Origin of the sequence: Streptomyces zaehneri (assembly GCF_032248645.1) — a bacterium.
Taxonomy (GTDB): Bacteria; Actinomycetota; Actinomycetes; order Streptomycetales; family Streptomycetaceae; genus Streptomyces; species Streptomyces coriariae.
Genome location: NZ_JASTTJ010000022.1, coordinates 74275 through 90351, shown reverse-complemented (window position 1 = coordinate 90351; position 16077 = coordinate 74275). Strand labels below are relative to the sequence as shown.

The 16077-nt window shown below is 71.8% G+C and carries 15 protein-coding genes and 1 pseudogene; 7 read left to right on the top strand and 9 right to left on the bottom strand.

Annotated features, from left to right (window positions below; genetic code table 11):
• Positions 1–2: 2 nt before the first annotated feature.
• Positions 3–1133 (bottom strand): iron uptake system protein EfeO, encoded by a 1131-nt coding sequence (efeO, locus tag QQM72_RS30600; RefSeq protein WP_314224076.1) that lies wholly within the window; start codon positions 1131–1133, stop codon positions 3–5.
• 178 nt (positions 1134–1311) lie between these two features.
• Positions 1312–1844: pseudogene (locus QQM72_RS30595) on the bottom strand (hemin ABC transporter ATP-binding protein); the annotation flags it as partial.
• 46 nt (positions 1845–1890) lie between these two features.
• On the opposite strand from QQM72_RS30595, the gene QQM72_RS30590 reads away from it, so the two are divergent.
• Both QQM72_RS30590 and QQM72_RS30585 read left to right on the top strand, forming a co-directional pair.
• Positions 1891–2535 (top strand): PhzF family phenazine biosynthesis protein, encoded by a 645-nt coding sequence (locus QQM72_RS30590; RefSeq protein WP_314224075.1) that lies wholly within the window; start codon positions 1891–1893, stop codon positions 2533–2535.
• Positions 2536–2658: 123 nt separating this feature from the next.
• A complete protein-coding gene (locus tag QQM72_RS30585; RefSeq protein WP_314224074.1) occupies positions 2659–2883 on the top strand; it encodes a hypothetical protein in 225 nt (74 codons plus the stop codon).
• 73 nt (positions 2884–2956) lie between these two features.
• On the opposite strand, the gene QQM72_RS30580 is transcribed toward QQM72_RS30585, so the two are convergent.
• Together QQM72_RS30580 and map are read right to left on the bottom strand one after the other, a co-directional pair.
• Entirely contained in the window at positions 2957–3604 is a 648-nt protein-coding gene (locus tag QQM72_RS30580; RefSeq protein WP_314224073.1) for a biliverdin-producing heme oxygenase, read from the bottom strand.
• A gap of 113 nt (positions 3605–3717) precedes the next feature.
• A complete protein-coding gene (gene map / locus QQM72_RS30575; RefSeq protein WP_314224072.1) occupies positions 3718–4575 on the bottom strand; it encodes a type I methionyl aminopeptidase in 858 nt (285 codons plus the stop codon).
• A gap of 57 nt (positions 4576–4632) precedes the next feature.
• On the opposite strand from map, the gene QQM72_RS30570 reads away from it, so the two are divergent.
• Complete coding sequence (locus tag QQM72_RS30570; RefSeq protein WP_314224071.1) at positions 4633–4866, top strand: hypothetical protein; 234 nt, start codon at positions 4633–4635, stop codon at positions 4864–4866.
• A 259-nt stretch (positions 4867–5125) separates the two neighbouring features.
• Here QQM72_RS30570 and QQM72_RS30560 read toward each other — a convergent pair whose 3' ends face one another.
• Complete coding sequence (locus QQM72_RS30560; protein WP_314224070.1) at positions 5126–5722, bottom strand: hypothetical protein; 597 nt, start codon at positions 5720–5722, stop codon at positions 5126–5128.
• Positions 5723–5825: 103 nt separating this feature from the next.
• Here QQM72_RS30560 and npdG point away from each other — a divergent pair, with 103 nt between their 5' ends.
• Together npdG and QQM72_RS30550 are read left to right on the top strand one after the other, a co-directional pair.
• Complete coding sequence (npdG, locus tag QQM72_RS30555; protein ID WP_314224069.1) at positions 5826–6554, top strand: NADPH-dependent F420 reductase; 729 nt, start codon at positions 5826–5828, stop codon at positions 6552–6554.
• A gap of 62 nt (positions 6555–6616) precedes the next feature.
• Positions 6617–6832 carry a hypothetical protein gene (locus QQM72_RS30550; protein ID WP_314224068.1) on the top strand — a complete coding sequence of 72 codons (216 nt, stop codon included), beginning with the start codon at positions 6617–6619 and terminating at the stop codon, positions 6830–6832.
• Here the strand turns inward: QQM72_RS30550 and QQM72_RS30545 are convergent.
• On the bottom strand, positions 6822–7622 hold the full coding sequence (locus QQM72_RS30545; protein ID WP_314224067.1) for a site-2 protease family protein: 801 nt from the start codon (positions 7620–7622) through the stop codon (positions 6822–6824). The genes QQM72_RS30550 and QQM72_RS30545 overlap by 11 nt on opposite strands.
• 173 nt (positions 7623–7795) lie before the next feature.
• On the opposite strand from QQM72_RS30545, the gene QQM72_RS30540 reads away from it, so the two are divergent.
• Positions 7796–11296: an AfsR/SARP family transcriptional regulator gene (locus QQM72_RS30540; RefSeq protein ID WP_314224066.1), complete on the top strand. Its 3501-nt coding sequence runs from the start codon at positions 7796–7798 to the stop codon at positions 11294–11296.
• 62 nt (positions 11297–11358) lie between these two features.
• Here QQM72_RS30540 and QQM72_RS30535 read toward each other — a convergent pair whose 3' ends face one another.
• From QQM72_RS30535 to panB, 3 genes are all read right to left on the bottom strand, one after another.
• Positions 11359–12177 (bottom strand): ABC transporter permease, encoded by an 819-nt coding sequence (locus QQM72_RS30535; RefSeq protein WP_314224065.1) that lies wholly within the window; start codon positions 12175–12177, stop codon positions 11359–11361.
• A complete protein-coding gene (locus QQM72_RS30530; RefSeq protein WP_314224064.1) occupies positions 12174–13199 on the bottom strand; it encodes an ATP-binding cassette domain-containing protein in 1026 nt (341 codons plus the stop codon). The genes QQM72_RS30535 and QQM72_RS30530 overlap by 4 nt, the downstream gene beginning before the upstream one ends.
• A 152-nt stretch (positions 13200–13351) precedes the next feature.
• Positions 13352–14218 carry a 3-methyl-2-oxobutanoate hydroxymethyltransferase gene (gene panB / locus QQM72_RS30525; RefSeq protein WP_314224063.1) on the bottom strand — a complete coding sequence of 289 codons (867 nt, stop codon included), beginning with the start codon at positions 14216–14218 and terminating at the stop codon, positions 13352–13354.
• Between the two features lie 181 nt (positions 14219–14399).
• On the opposite strand from panB, the gene QQM72_RS30520 reads away from it, so the two are divergent.
• Positions 14400–15995 carry an MFS transporter gene (locus QQM72_RS30520; protein ID WP_314224062.1) on the top strand — a complete coding sequence of 532 codons (1596 nt, stop codon included), beginning with the start codon at positions 14400–14402 and terminating at the stop codon, positions 15993–15995.
• The last annotated feature ends 82 nt before the right edge of the window (positions 15996–16077 follow it).

Below are 16077 nucleotides of genomic sequence, written 5' to 3'. Positions count from 1 at the left end.
CGTTACTTCGCCACGGCGGCGGCGAGCTTGGACAGCGGCTCGGCGAGCGCGTTGACCGCGTCGGACAGTTCCTTGCGGTCCGCGGCGGCGACCTTGTCGTACGAGGTGAACGCGTACGAGGACGTGTTCGGGCGGTACTTGTCCAGCAGCGTGTTCAGCGCGGCGAACTGCTTGTCCAGCTCGGTGACCAGGGCCGCGTCGTTCTCCTTGGTGACCGGCTTCAGCAGCTCGTAGGACTTCTGGGCGCCCTCGACGTTGGCCTTGAAGTCGACGAGGTCGGTGTGCGAGTAGCGCTCCTCCTCGCCGGTGACCTTGCCGGTGGCGACCTCGTCGAGGAGCTCCTTGGCGCCGTTGGCCATCGAGGTCGGGGTGATCTCGGCCTTGCCGACCCGCTTCTGCCAGTCGGTCAGGTCGGTGGTGAGCTGGTCGGCGAGGGTCTTCTCCGCGGCGGTGATCTTCTTGTCCTGCCAGAGGGCCTTCTCCAGCCGGTGCCAGCCGGTCCAGGTCTGGCCGGCCTCCAGGCCGTCCTCGCGGACGTCGACCTTCGGGTCGATGTCGCCGAAGGACTCCGCGACCGGTTCGGTGCGCTCCCAGCCGATACGGGAGGGCGCGTAGGCCGCCTTGGCGGCCTCGAGGTCGCCTGCCTTGACGGCCGTCACGAAGGTCGCGACGAGCGGCAGCGTGGCGTCGGCCTGCTCCTGCGCGTAACTGCGGTAGGCGGCGACGGCCTTGTCCAGGCGGGGGTCACGCTTGGCGACCGAGCCGCCGGTGACCTTGAGGTCCTGGCGGATGCCGGTGCCCTTCATGCCGGGCTTGCAGGCGATCCGGTAGTCACCGGCCTTCACCTCGGCGGTGACCCGCTGCTTGGTGCCGGGGCCGATGTTCTCCCGCTCGCTGACGATCCGGTCGTCGGGGAAGAGGATGTAGACCTCGGTGACCTTGGAACCCTTGTTCTCGATGGCGAGCTCGACGTGTCCGGCGGAGATCTCCTTCTTGGAGGTCACGCACTTGGTGTCGGTGGCGGTCACGCTGATGACGCGGTCACCGTCTTTCGCGTCGCTCTTGGAGGTGCAGCCGGTGACGGCGGTCAGTGCGGTCACGGCGGTGACGACGGACAGTCTGGCGGCTCGCATTCGGGCTCCCAGCGATGGCTGAATATTGGCGTGACGCGGCTCATAAGAGTTGGTGAGCCTCGCCTAACTTATCCAAGGCTTACCTGCGTGATACCCGCCCGCGCAGTGATTCACCTCTCATAGACGCCGTATGAGCACGAGCCGATCACGGTGACTCAAAACGGACCCCAAGGAATGGTCAAAGGAGATTCAAAGATTCCGCTTCGGGGTCCTTCGGGGTCACCGGTACGGCCCCGGTCCGGGGGCGTGGAAGCACCTCGACCGGCTGGTCGTGGACACCCGGAAGCCGTCGATCGGTGAACACCTCGCCCGGCGGACCGTCCGCCGCCACCTGCCCGGCGCGCGGGATCGCGACCCGGTGCGCGCAGGCGGCGGCGAGCCCCGGATCGTGCGGCACCACGACCACCGCGTCCCCCTCACGCGCTCTTTCCCGCCGCAGCCGCAACACCGGTTCCCGGTGTCTCAGGTCCGGCGGCGGTCGGCTCGTCGAGCAGCAGCGCGCGCTGCGCCGGCACCCGGTCCCGTGCGACCCGGGCCCGCTCGCCGCTCGGCGCGGAGAAGGGCCGCGCGGCGGATCCGCTCACCCCGGTGGCGGCCGTCGCCGCGGCGACCGTGCGGCCGTGCTCGGCGGGGGAGGAGGCGTGCGGGGCCGCGCCCCGTCCGGACGACCTCCTCCACGGCCGAAGCCGGGGTCGGCATCACCTGTACCCGTCATGGTCCGGCCGCTCCGGCCGGCCGACGGTGCTTCAATTCCCCGGTGACTGATTACGACGTGCTCCGCGTCTTCTGCGCGCCGAACGGCGGCTACGGCAATGAACTGGGCGTGGTCCGCGAAGGTTCGGTGCTGCCGGACCGCGAGGACCGGCAGGACCTCGCGGCCAAGCTCGGCTTCGGCGAGACGGTGTTCGTCGACGACCCGGAGCGCGGGATCATCGACGTCTACACGCCCACCCGGCGCCTGTCCTTCGCGGACCACTCGTGCGTGGGCGTCGCCTGGCTGCTCGACGTGCCCGAGCTCGTCACGCCGGCCGGCGCCGTGGGTACCCGCCTGGACGGCGAGTTCACCTGGATCGAGGCGCGCGCGGAGTGGGCCCCGCCGTGCGTGTTCCACCGGTACGCCAGCGCCGCCGAGGTCGACGACCTGCCCGTGCCGCCGGCCGGCGACTGGGTCTACGCCTGGGCCTGGGAGGACGAGCCGGCCGGCCGGATCCGCGCCCGCGCCTTCCCCGGCCGCGGTGACGGCGTCGACGAGATCGAGGCGACGGGCGCGCCGGCGCTGCTGCTCACCGAGCGGCTGGGCCGGGCCCTGAACATCACCCAGGGTGCGGGCTCCCAGATCCTGACGGCCCCGCAGCCGTACGGGTGGGTGGAGATCGGCGGCCGGGTGTTCCTGGAGCGCTGAACCTTAGGGCCGGTCGCGGGCGTCCGCGTAGTTCTGCACGGCCGTACGGGTGGTCTGGCGTGTGCGGGAGGAGACGAACGGGGACCTCTGGGCGTGACCACTGAGCCCCGTGAGAGGAACGCCATGCGTATCCGTTCAGTTCTGGCCGCGACCGTCCTGGGTATCGCCCTCGCCGCCACCGGCGCGACGACCGCCACCGCCGACGAGGGTCCCCGCCAGCACCACGAGGAGCCTCGCGAGTACCACCACTTCGGCGGGCACGAGGGTGTCTGCAGCCCGTACATCGGCGTGGTCGACACCTCCTCGGCCGACATCTTCTGGGCCGGCAAGCACTGCGACCGTTTCTGATCGGGCGCCGGGCCCCCTCGCCGTGACCGCGGCGAGGGGGCCCGCTCCGTTTCCGGCCGCCCGGCGAGCCGGCTCACGCCGAGAGCGAGAACTCCTCGCCCAGGGCCAGGAAGACGTCGGTGTTGAGCGCGAAGGCGCGCTTGCACTCGCTCACGATCCGCTGCTTCTCCAGGTCGTCCGCGCGCACCCCGTCCAGCAGCTCCCGGTAACCCCGCTTGAAGGCGGCCGGGTTGCCGATCTCCTCGAAGACGTAGAAGCGGACGCCGTCGCCCTTGCGCGCGAAGCCCCAGGTCCGCTCCGCCTTGTCGCGGATGATCTGCCCACCGGAGAGGTCGCCCAGGTAGCGCGTGTAGTGGTGGGCGATGTAGCCGGCCGGCCAGCGCCCGGCACACTCCCGCACCCGCGCCGCGTACGCCTCGGTCGCCGGCAGGGCCGACGCACCCGACCGCCATCTGGCGCCCCGCAGATGCGCGAGATCCCGCTCCAGCGCCGGCAGCCGGAACAGCTCCGACCTGATGAAGGGACCGGCCACCGGGTCGGAGGCCAGCCGCTCGGCGCCGGCCTCCAGCGCCTCGTAGACGAACCAGAGCTGCTCGGTGTACCGCGCGTACGCCTCGACGCCGAGCCTGCCGCCGAGGAGGTCACTCATGAACGTCGAGGTCTCGGCCTCCACGTGCTGCTCGTGGGAGGCCGTGCGGATGAGTGTCGAGAACGAGTCCATGCCCACATCTTTTAAGGTAAGGCTTACCTAAGTCAATGGGTTTGCCGACGGCTTGTCGGTAAAAGCGTACAAGAAAAGACCCGCCCCCAGCAGGGAACGGGCCTTCGGTCGCGCTATGGCAGCGTGAGGATCTCCGCGCCCGACTCGGTCACCACCAGCGTGTGCTCGAACTGGGCCGTCCGCTTGCGGTCCTTCGTCACCACAGTCCAGCCGTCGTCCCACATGTCGTACTCGTGGGTGCCGAGGGTCAGCATCGGCTCGATCGTGAACGTCATCCCGGGCTGGATGACGGTCGTCGCGTGCGGGCTGTCGTAGTGCGGGACGATCAGCCCGGAGTGGAACGAGGAGTTGATCCCGTGCCCCGTGAAGTCCCGCACCACGCCGTACCCGAACCGCTTGGCGTACGACTCGATGACCCGACCGATGATGTTGATCTGCCGGCCGGGCCGGACCGCCTTGATCGCCCGCTCGAGGGACTCCCGGGTCCGCTCCACCAGCAGCCGGGACTCCTCGTCGACGTCCCCGACCAGGTACGTGGCGTTGTTGTCGCCGTGCACCCCGCCGATGTACGCCGTCACGTCGAGGTTGACGATGTCGCCGTCGCGCAGGACCGTCGAGTCCGGGATGCCGTGACAGATGACCTCGTTGACGCTCGTGCACAGGGACTTGGGGAAACCGCGGTAGCCCAGCGTCGACGGATAGGCGCCGTGGTCGCACATGTACTCGTGCGCCACCCGGTCCAGTTCGTCGGTGGTGACCCCCGGCGAGATCAGCTTCGAGGCCTCGGCCATCGCCTGCGCGGCGATCCGGCCGGCCCGGCGCATGGCCTCGACGGTCTCGGGCGTCTGCACCTCCGGCCCGGTGTACGGCGTCGGCGCGGGCTTGCCGACGTACTCGGGGCGGCGGATGTTTCCGGGCACCGAACGGATGGGGGACAGCTCCCCGGGGACGAGCAGCGACTGGCCAGACATGCCAGTGAGTCTAACGAGCGGCCGTGGGGGAACATGTCGATGGCGAAAGGAGCCGTCATGCCCCTGTTCAAGAAGTCGACCGCCGGCAAGCCGGGCGAGTGGTACTACTGCCTGGAGCACAAGAAGGTCGAGGAGGGGCCGGAGTGCCCGGCCAAGGACCGATTCGGCCCGTACGCCAACCGCGTCGAGGCCGAGCACGCGATGCAGACCGCCCGCGAGCGCAACCTCCAGTGGGAGAACGACCCCAAGTGGCACGACGCCCCGGCGGGCGGTGCCACCGACGACGACTGATCACCCGACCGGTCACGCGATCGATCACATGACCGGTCACGCGACCGATCACGCGTCCACCGCCGGTGTGGCCGGCGACCGCTTGGCGCGCAGCCGCGTGGCGTGTTCGTCCGTGTACGTCGTACGCGATCAGTCCCGGCAGGCACGGCGCCGGCAGCCCCACCGCGCCCACGCACCGCACCCCGCCCGACCGGACGGACGTCCGCACGCCCCGCCAGGCCGCCGGACCGCCGCTGCGCACCGGGCCGGGACGGGCAGGTCACCAGGGGGGAGGCGGCGGTGCCGTCAGGCGTTCGGCCAGGTGGGACAGCCGGTCGGCGAAGCGCCTGCGTCCTCTCGTCGGGGGCGGCGTCTCGCCGGCGGCCGCGCTCACCAGGTGCTGCACGGTGTCCAGGTCCAGCTCGGAGCCGTCCGGCACGGCCAGCGCCTCGTGGGCCAGGGCCGTCAGCTCCCGCTCCCCCGGGCCGAGGGCCAGGATCATGACGCCGGCCCGCCGGGCGTCCGACACCCGCTCGAGCAGCGGTGCGTCCCCCGACGGCGACGCCACCAGCAGTGTCTCGCCCCGCCGGGCCGCCTCGATCCGGCCCAGGCCGACCGCGAGATGCGCCGGGTCGGAAGGGCGCGCGGCATGCCGTACGAGGGTCGGCGCCAGTTCCGGCGTACCCGACCACGCGGCCTCGTCCACCAGGTGCGCCGCGAGATGCCAGGGCTCGTACGCCGCCGTGCCCACCAGCAGCAGCCCGCCCCCGTACGAGACGACCGACCCGCGCAGCACCCCGGCGAACCTCCGGGTGGCCCCCAGCCACTCGGTCCCGGCGAGCACCTCACGCAGCAGCGCGACCCTTACGGCGTCCATGCGGCCGCATCGTGCCGCAACCGGCCGCCGCCCGCCCGGGGTTCGCCCCTCGTTCACCCGACATGACGAAGGGCCGCTCGGCACGCCCACGTAAAGTCGGCCCATGACCTCTACCGACAGTGCACACAACGCCGCCGCGGCCGCCCCGGCGAAGGCCCCCGCCAAGGACCCGTGGGACCTCCCCGACGTCTCCGGACTGGTCGTCGGCGTGCTCGGTGGGACCGGCCCGCAGGGCAAGGGTCTCGCCTACCGGCTCGCCAAGGCCGGCCAGAAGGTGATCATCGGTTCGCGTGCCGCCGACCGTGCCCGGGCCGCCGCCGACGAGCTCGGGCACGGTGTCGAGGGCGCCGACAACGCCGAGACCGCGCGCCGCAGCGACATCGTGATCGTCGCCGTACCGTGGGACGGCCACGGCAAGACCCTGGAGTCCCTGCGCGAGGAGCTGGCCGGCAAGCTGGTCGTCGACTGCGTCAACCCGCTCGGCTTCGACAAGAAGGGCGCCTACGCGCTGAAGCCGGAGGAGGGCAGCGCCGCCGAGCAGGCCGCCGCCCTGCTGCCGGACTCCCGGGTCGCCGCCGCCTTCCACCACCTCTCGGCGGTCCTCCTCCAGGACCCGGAGATCGACGAGATCGACACCGACGTGATGGTGCTGGGCGAGGAGCGCGCCGACGTGGAGCTCGTGCAGGCGCTGGCCGGCCGGATCCCCGGTATGCGGGGCGTCTTCGCCGGGCGGCTGCGCAACGCCCACCAGGTGGAGTCCCTGGTCGCCAACCTGATCTCCGTCAACCGCCGCTACAAGGCCCACGCCGGGCTGCGCGTCACGGACGTGTGAGCGTATGGGGGACACTGGTCGGAGCAGCCCAGCAGTGTCCCCCGACAGGAGAAACCGGACCCATGGCCCCCCTTCCCCCCAGCCCGGCCCGTCGACTCGCCCTCTACACGCTCGTCGTCTGCGTGCTCGCCGTGGCCGCGGCGGTCGTCTCCTTCGTCCAGGGCAGTCTGCTGGGCATCGTGTGGGTGCTGATCGCGGGCCTGTCCTCCAACATGACCTGGTACTACGTGCGGCGGGACAAGCTGCGCAGGGCCGCGGGGGCCGACGTCAGCGGCTGACCGCGCAGAACTCGTTCGTGCCCTCCCAGAAGCGGTACAGCGACTGACCGCAGTACGTCTCGACGTCGCCGATCCCGAGAGCGCGCAGCACCGCGTCGACCATGTCGAAGAAGACTCCGTTGACGGCCGGCACCCACAGCAGCGCGAACACGAACAGCAGCCCGAACGGCGCGAACGGCTCCACCTGCCGCTTGACGTCGTACGACAGCCAGGGCTCGATGACCCCGTAGCCGTCCAGACCGGGTACCGGAAGGAAGTTCAGGATCGCCGCCGTCACCTGGAGCAGGGCGAGGAAGGCGAGCGCGAACCGGAAGTCGGCCGGCACGCCGTCCAGCGCGTCCAGCCAGAACGGCGCCGTGCACACCACAGCGAACAGCACGTTCGTCAGCGGACCGGCCGCCGAGATCAGACTGTGCCGCCACCGCCCCCGGATCCGCGCGCGCTCGATGAAGACCGCACCGCCCGGCAGACCGATCCCGCCCATGATCACGAAGAGCACCGGCAGCACCACACTGAGCAGGGCGTGGGTGTACTTCAGCGGGTTGAGCGTGAGGTACCCCTTCGCGCCGACCGAGATGTCACCGCTGTGCAGAGCGGTACGCGCGTGTGCGTACTCGTGCAGACACAGGGACACGATCCAGGCGGCCGTCACGAACAGGAACACCGCCACGCCCGGCTGCTCGGCGAAGCCCGTCCAGGTAGCCCAGCCGGTGACCGCCGTCACGGCCAGGATCCCGAGGAAGACGGGACTGATCCTCCGCTCGGCACTGCGGGTGGTGGCGGTGGTCATGGGGCCCCCTGGGCTCGTACGCGGGTGTGGAACTGCCCGACCGTACCCGGCCCGGGCATACCGGGAAAACGTCCTGTGGCCGGCCCTCGGTTCCTGGGACGCGAAACGTGCGGGCGACCGGCTCGCGCCACCCCGCCGGAACCCCGTGACCGACGTCGATCCCACCGGAGAGAATGGACCCCGTGCGCTATCGCATCCTCGGCACCACCCAGGCACTCCGTCCGGACGGCGTCCCCGTCGTCGTCGGCGGAGCGCGGCTGCGCGCCCTGCTGGCCGTGCTGGCGCTGCGGGCCGGGCGGAGCGTTCCCGCCGGGCTGCTGGTGGAGGAGGTGTGGGCCGGTGACCCGCCCGCCGACGCGCCGGGCGCGCTCCAGGCGCTGGTCGGCCGGCTGCGCCGGGCCCTCGGGGCGGGAGCGGTCGACTCGGCCGAGGGCGGCTACCGGCTGGCCGCCGCCCCGGACGACGTCGACCTGCACCGCTTCGAGCGGCTGACCGGCGACGGCGTCCGCGCGCTCGCCGACGGCGACCCCGCCAAGGCGGCCGCAATCCTCGACGACGCCCTCGCCCTGTGGCAGGGACCGGTCCTCGCCGACCTGCCCGACCGCGCCGCCGAGGCGGCCCGCTGGGAGGCCCGCCGCCTCGACGCGGTGCGCGCCCGGCACACCGCCGCGATCGCCCTCGGCCAGGCCGGGCGTTCGCTGCCCGAACTCACCGCCCTGTGCGACGCCCACCCGCTCGACGAGCCCCTCCAGGCGCTTCGGCTGCGCGCCCTGCGCGAGGCGGGCCGCACCGCGCAGGCGCTGGCCGCGTACGAAGAGGTCCGCCGGCTCCTGGCGGACCGCCTCGGTACCGACCCCGGCCCCGAACTGCGCGCCCTGCACACGGAGCTGCTCACCCCCGGCGCTCCGGGAAGCCCCGGCGATCCGGGAAGCCCCGGCGATCCGGGAATGCCCGGCGATCCGGGAACGTCCGGCGATCCGAGGGGGCTCGGCGCTCCGGTAGGTCTCGGATCGCCGGGAGGCTCCGGGACACCGTCCCGTCCCGTCGGACCCGCGCCGGGTCCGGGCCGGGCGCCCGCACCGGTTTCCCCCGCCCTGCCGACCCCGCCCCTCGGCAACCTCCGCGCCCGCCTCACCTCCTTCGTCGGCCGGGAGGCCGACATCGCCGCCCTCCGGGGGGACCTCGCGAGCGCGCGGCTCGTCACCCTGCTCGGGCCCGGCGGGGCCGGCAAGACCCGGCTGTCGCAGGAGACCGCCGAGACCGTACGGGACACCGCGCGCGACGGCGTCTGGCTGGCCGAACTCGCCCCCGTCGCCGACCCGGACGCCGTCCCGCAGGCCGTCCTCACCGCCGTGGGAGCCCGCGAGACCGTGCTGTACGGCGCCGGCGCCGAGGAGATGCGGGTCGCCGCCGAGCGCCACGACGACCCCCTGGAGCGTCTGGTCGAGCACTGCGCCCGGCGCCGCATGCTGATCGTCCTCGACAACTGCGAGCACGTGGTCGAGGCCGCCGCCCGGCTCGTCGAGGAGCTGCTGGCGCGCTGCCCCGAGGTGACGGTGCTGGCGACCAGCCGTGAGCCGCTCGGCGTGCCCGGGGAGATGCTGCGCCCACTGGCTCCGCTGCCGGAGCGGGTGGCGCTGCGGCTGCTCGCCGACCGGGGCGCGGCCGCCCGCCCCGGATTCCGGCCCGACGCCGACGACGACACCGCGGCGGCCTGTGCGGAGATCTGCCGTCGGCTCGACGGTCTGCCGCTCGCCATCGAGCTGGCCGCCGCCCGGCTGCGGATGCTGACGCCCCGCCAGATCGCCGACCGGCTCGACGACCGCTTCCGCCTGCTGACCTCCGGCAGCCGGACCGTCCTGCCCCGCCAGCAGACCCTGCGGGCCGTCGTCGACTGGTCCTGGGACCTGCTCGACGAGGACGAACGCGACGTCCTGGCCCGCCTGTCGGTCTTCGCCCGAGGCTGCGACCTCGCCGCCGTCGAGGCGGTGTGCGGCCCGCAGACCCCCGACCTCCACGAGAGACACGGCTCCCGCACCGGCCACGACTCCCTCGCCGCGCTCGATCTGCTCGCCTCGCTGGTCGACAAGTCGCTGGTCGTCGCCGCTCCCGATCCCCGGGGTGACATGCGCTACCGGCTGCTGGAGACCGTCGCCGAGTACGCGGGCGAGCGGCTGGACGAGTCGGGGCGGCGGGCGGCGGCCGAGCGGGCGCATCTGACGTACTACCGCGAACTCGCCCGCACCACCGAGCCGTTGCTGCGCGGCCCCGGGCAGCGGGACGCCATCGACCGCTTCCAGCTGGAGTACGAGAACCTGCGCACGGCGCTGGGCCGCGCCGTCGCGGCCCGGGACGAGCAGGAGGTGCTCTGCCTGACCCTGTCGCTCGTCTGGTACTGGCAGATGCGCGATCTGCGCATCGAGGCCCGTACCTGGTGCGTCGAGGCCATGGCCCTGAGCCCCGACCCGTTCGCCGAACCGCTGCGCCCGGCCGCGCCGTTGTGGAAGTCCTGCATCGACGCCCCGCCGCCGATGACCGGGGAGGTCCTCGCGGAGGCCCGGCGCGGGGTCCACCTGGCCCATCTGGCCTGTATGGACACCGAGATGGAGGCCTGGCAGACCTCGACGTCGCAGGCCAAGCTGCGGCTGATCGCCGAGACCTACGAGCCCGGCCTGCCGCAGACCTGCCGCGCACCGGGCCTGCTCTGGTTCTTCGCCGTGATGATGACCGGCGGCCCGGACCGCATCCGCGCCATCATCGACGCCAACGTCGACACCTGCCGCCGGACGCCCGGCTACGAGTGGGAGCTGGCCTCCTGCCTCCAGCTGCGCGCCAACATCCTCGCCAACCGCGCCGACTGGGCCGGGAGTGCCTTCCGCGACGCGGCCGAGGCCCTGGAGATCTTCCAGCGCCTGGGCGACGTCTGGGGCACCGCGGAAGCCCTCTCGGCCCGCGCCGAGGCCCATGAACGCCTGGGCGCGTACCTCGAGGCCGCCGCCGACTACGAGGGTGCCATCGAGCAGGCCGAACGGCTCGGCGCCCGCTCCCAGTCCGCGGTCCTCGCCGCCCGGCTGGGCAGTGCGCTGCTGGAGGCAGGCGACGAGGAGCGGGGCGAACGCGTGCTGCGCGAGGTGATCGCCGGCGAGGAGCGCGCGGTCAACGAGGCCATGCACATCGCCCGCCTCTTCCTCGCCGGCTGGCTGGCCGCCACCGGCCGCCGCACCGAAGCCCGCGAGCAACTGAACCTGCTGCGGCAGGAGTTCGACTACGGTCACTTCGCGGTCTTCCGCTCCTTCATCCTGGGCGCGGAGGCCTGGCTGGACGCGGTCGACGGCCGGTCCGCGCAGGCCCTGACCGGCATCCGGGCCGCACTGGAACGGGCCACGGATCCGCTGTCCGTGGCCATCGCCCCGCAGATGCGCTCCTTCTATCTCTTCATCGCCGCGACCGCCCTCGTCGGCGTGGACGGCGGCAGCCGCGCCGCCGACGCCGCCCGCTGCCTGGGCTCCGCCGACACCCTGCTGCCGCCCCGCCACGTACCCCCGCGCGTGGAGCGCGAGGCGCGCGACCTGGCCATGGCCCGGACGCGCGGTGCGCTCGGCGACGCGGCGTTCGAGAGCGCGTACGCCGAGGGCGGTGGCCTCTCCTACGAGGAGGCCACCGCCCTGGTGTGAATCGTCCTGATGGATCCCGGCGCGTGCTGCCGCGTCCCGACGTGACCCGTTCGGCGCCCGGCTCAGGTCTTCGTGCGGAACTTGTGGATCGCGACCGGCGCCATCACCGCGGTGAGCCCGATCGACCAGGCCAGCGTCACCCACAGTCCGTGCGCGACCGGACCGCCCACCATCAGTCCGCGCGCCGCGTCCGCGAGCGAGGACAGCGGGTTGTACTCCGTGAAGTTCTGCAGCCAGCCGGGCATCGACTGGGTGGGAGCGAAGATCGACGAGCCGAACTGGAGCGGCATCAGCACCAGGAAGCCCATCGCCTGCACGGACTGCGCGCTCTTCATCACCACGCCGAGGGTGAGGAACACCCACATCAGCGCCGAGCCGAACACCGTGGCAAGACCGACGGCGGCGAACAGGCCGGGCCAGTGGGTGATGTCGAAGCCCACCAGCACGGCGACCACCATGAGGATCACGCACGCGACCAGCATGCGCATGAGCTCCACGACGATCTTGGCGAAGAGCACCGAGCCCCGTCCGATGGGCAGCGACCGGAAGCGGTCCATGACCCCGGAGTTGAAGTCCGTGTTGAAGCCGGTGCCCACGCCCTGCGCCATGTTCATCCCCATCATGGCCAGCAGCCCGGGAATGACGTACTGCACGTACGCCTCCTGCCCGCCGCCCAGCGACTGCCCGATCGAGCCGCCGAAGACGTACACGAACAGCAGGGTGAAGATCACCGGGAAGAGGACCGCGTCGAACATCGACTCCGGGTCCTGCCGGATCCACAGCAGGTTGCGGCGGATCAGCGCGCCGGTGTGCCGGAGGTGGCTGCGCAACGGGATGCGCGCGTCGGCGGTCGTGCTGATGTCGATCGTGGCCGCGCTCATACGGCGACCTCCTCGCGGGTCTCGGTGGGCTGGGCGTCCTGCGGGGCACTGGCCCGGTGGCCGGTGAGGGACAGGAAGACCTCGTCCAGGCTGGGCAGTTCGGTGGTGAGGGAGGTGAGCGTGATGCCGCGCGCGCTGACCGCGCCGATCACGGCGGTCAGCTGCTCGTCGCTGAGCACCGGCACCAGGACGGAACCGCGCTCGGCGTCCACGACGGTGGTGGCGAGCCCGGTGATGCCGAGCTCGTCGAGCCAGCTCGCCAGCGGCCGCAGCTGAAGCGGGTCGGCGGGCCGTACCCGCAGCGTCCGGCCGCCGACGCGGGCCTTCAGCTCCTCGATGCCGCCGCCGGCGATGACCTTGCCCCGGTCGACGACGGTCAGCTCGGAGGCGAGCTGCTCGGCCTCCTCCATGTACTGGGTGGTCAGGAGCACGGTGACCCCGTCCCCGACCATCGCCTTGACCTCGGTCCACACCTCGTTGCGGGTGCGCGGGTCGAGACCGGTGGTCGGCTCGTCCAGGAACAGCACCTGCGGCCGGCCGATCATGGACGCGGCGAGGTCGAGCCGGCGCCGCATACCGCCGGAGTACGTGCTCGCGGGCCGCTTGGCGGCGTCCGTCAGGGAGAACCGCTCCAGGAGTTCGTCGGCCCGGGTGCGGGCGTCCTTGCGGGGCAGGTCGAGCAGCCGCCCTATGAGGTACAGGTTCTCCCACCCGGGGAGCTTCTCGTCCACGGAGGCGTACTGTCCGGTGAGCCCGATCACCCGGCGCAGCTGCCGGGGCTGGCCCGCGACGTCGTAGCCGGCGACGGTCGCCTGCCCGCTGTCGGCGGCCAGCAGGGTGGACAGGATCCGCACGAGGGTCGTCTTCCCGGCGCCGTTCGGCCCGAGCACCCCCATCACGGTTCCGGCCCGTACATCGAGGTCGACGCCGTCCAGTGCCTTGGTCTCGCCGTAGTGCTTGACCAACCCCCGAACGGTGACAGCGCTTCCCGCGCCACTGGTGTGCTTGTCGATTCGTGTCATGACAGGAACTCTGCCGACCTCCACCGACAAACCACCGACAAGCCACCGACAAGCCACCGACAGCACCGACATCCTCCCGACAGCCACCGGCGCAAAAGAGCGCAGCCCGCCGACGGGGGAAGATCGGCGGGCTGCGGTGGTGCGGAAATGGCTCAGTGGACGCTGTGCTCGTCCAGCGGGAACGTTCCGCCGACGACGTCCTCGGCGAAGGCCTTCGCCGCGTCGCCCATGACCTCACGCAGGTTCGCGTACTGCTTGACGAACTTCGGCACCCGGCCCCCGGTCAGTCCGAGCATGTCGGTCCACACCAGTACCTGGGCGTCCGTCTCCGGCCCCGCGCCGATGCCGACGGTCGGGATGTGCAGCACCCGGGTGACCTCGGCGGCCAGCTCGGCCGGAACCAGCTCCAGCACCACCGCGAACGCGCCCGCGTCCTGCACGGCCTTCGCGTCCCGCAGCAGCTGCTGGGCCGCCTCCTCGCCGCGTCCCTGCACGCGGTAGCCCATCGCGTTCACGGACTGCGGGGTCAGGCCGATGTGCGCCATGACCGGGATGCCGGACTCGACGAGGAGCTCGATCTGGCGGTGCGAGCGCTCACCGCCCTCCAGCTTCACGGCCCCGACCCCGGCCTCCTTCACCAGACGGGTCGCCGAGCGCAGCGCCTGCACCGGTCCCTCCTGGTAGGAGCCGAACGGCAGGTCGCCGACGATCAGCGCACGGCTGGTGCCCCGTACGACCGCCGCCGACAGCATGGTCATCTCGTCGAGGGTGACGGGCACGGTCGTCTCGTACCCCAGATGGCAGTTGCCCGCCGAGTCGCCCACCAGCATCACCGGGATCCCGGCCTCGTCGAAGACGGAGGCGGTCATCGCGTCGTAGGCGGTGAGCATGGGCCACTTCTCGCCGCGCTCCTTGGCGAGGCCGATGTCGCGAACGGTGATACGGCGTGTGCCCTTGCCTCCGTACAGCGCCTTGCTGCCGTCGGGGGCATTGGTGTGGGCAGCCGAAAGCTGCGTCATTGCAACGGCTCCTTACGTCATCTCGAGGCGCCCTCACGGCGTCCCCGGACCACCACCCATGGTGGCACTTCGTGCCAGGGAGGGCCAGAGCGCCCCCTGTGGGTAAAGCCTCAGTAAGAAAAACGGTAAGAGGAATCGATACGAGACGGTCTCGTATCGGAAGTGTCCTACGCTCGACGCCATGACTACTCCTGCCGTCCCGACCGCTCCGCGGATACCGGAAGCGGTGCACCGGCGTCGTTGGGCGATCCTCGGTGTCCTGATGCTGAGCCTGCTGATCGTGGTGCTCGACAACTCGATCCTGAACGTCGCGATCAAGACGATCTCGACACCCGCCCCGACCGGCCTCGGCGCCACCCAGAGCGAGCTGGAGTGGGCGATCAACTCCTACACGCTCGTCTTCGCGGGACTGCTGTTCACCGCCGGTCTCCTCGGTGACCGGCTGGGCCGCAAGAAGGTCCTGCTCGGCGGGCTCGCCGTCTTCGGGATCGGCTCCGCGCTCGCCGCGGAATCCGGCTCGCCCGCCCAGCTCATCGCGTTCCGTGCGCTGATGGCCGTCGGCGCCGCCTTCGTGATGCCCGCGACCCTCGCCGTCCTGATGAACGTCTTCGAGCGCGAGGAGCAGCCCAAGGCGATCGGCATCTGGGCGGGCGGTGTCGGGCTCGCGATCGCCATCGGCCCCATCACCGGCGGTCTGCTCCTCGACCACTTCTGGTGGGGCTCGGTCTTCCTCATCAACGTGCCGATCGTGCTGCTCGCGTTCGGGCTGATGCTGTGGCTGGTGCCCGAGTCGCGTGACCCGAACCCCGGCCGCGTCGACCTCGTCGGCGTCGCCTTGTCGGTCGTCGGCCTGGTCCTGCTCGTCTACGGCATCATCAAGGGCGGCGAACTGGCCGACTTCACGGACCCGACCGTGCTGGCGACCATAGCGGCCGGCCTGCTCGTCCTCGTCGCGTTCGTGGTGTACGAGAAGCGCAGCGACCATCCGTCCGTCGACATGGACTACTTCAAGAACAAGGTGTTCTCGGCCGCGATGGCCGTCATCACGCTCGTCTTCTTCGCGCTGATGGGCGTCACCTTCTTCTCGGTCTTCTACACCCAGAGCGTGCGCGGCTACTCCCCGCTGCAGTCCGGTCTGCTCCTGCTGCCGCTGGCCGCCGCCCAGCTGGTCTTCGCGCCGCGCGCCCGGCTGGTCGTCGACCGCTTCGGGGTCCGGGCCACGACCACCGGGGCGATGGTCGTCCTCGCGGCGACCCTGGCCGCCTTCGCCACGCTGGACGCCGACACCCCGATCTGGCTCCTGGAGGTCGTCTTCTTCTGCATGGGCACCGGAATGGCCCACGTCATGACCCCCACCAGCGTGGTCATCATGCAGGCGCTGCCCCGGGAGAAGGCCGGCTCCGCCTCCGCGCTCAGCAACACCTTCCGCCAACTCGGCGGCGCGCTCGGCATCGCCGTACTCGGCTCGGTGCTGTCGGCGTCGTACCGCAACGGCATCGAGGGTCACCTCGGCACGCTGCCGGCGGCCCTGCGCGACACCGCGGGCGAGTCCATCGAGGCGACGCTCGGCATCGCCGCGAAACTCGGTGACCAGGGCAAGGCACTGGTCACCCCCGCCAACGACGCCTTCCTGCACGCCATGCACATCACCGCCCTGTGCGGGGCCGGGGTCGCGGCCGTGGGCGCGGTCGTGGTGGCCGTGTTCCTGCCGGGCAGGCCGAAGCCCGTGGCGGAGGACGCGGCGCAGGAGGGGGAGCTGGTGCGGACGAAGCCGTAGGGGGCGGTGGCCGGGGCGGCGGGGAATCGCCGCCCCACCCGCTCTCCGGGCGACAATTCCCGCACTGCGACGAAAGGATCGG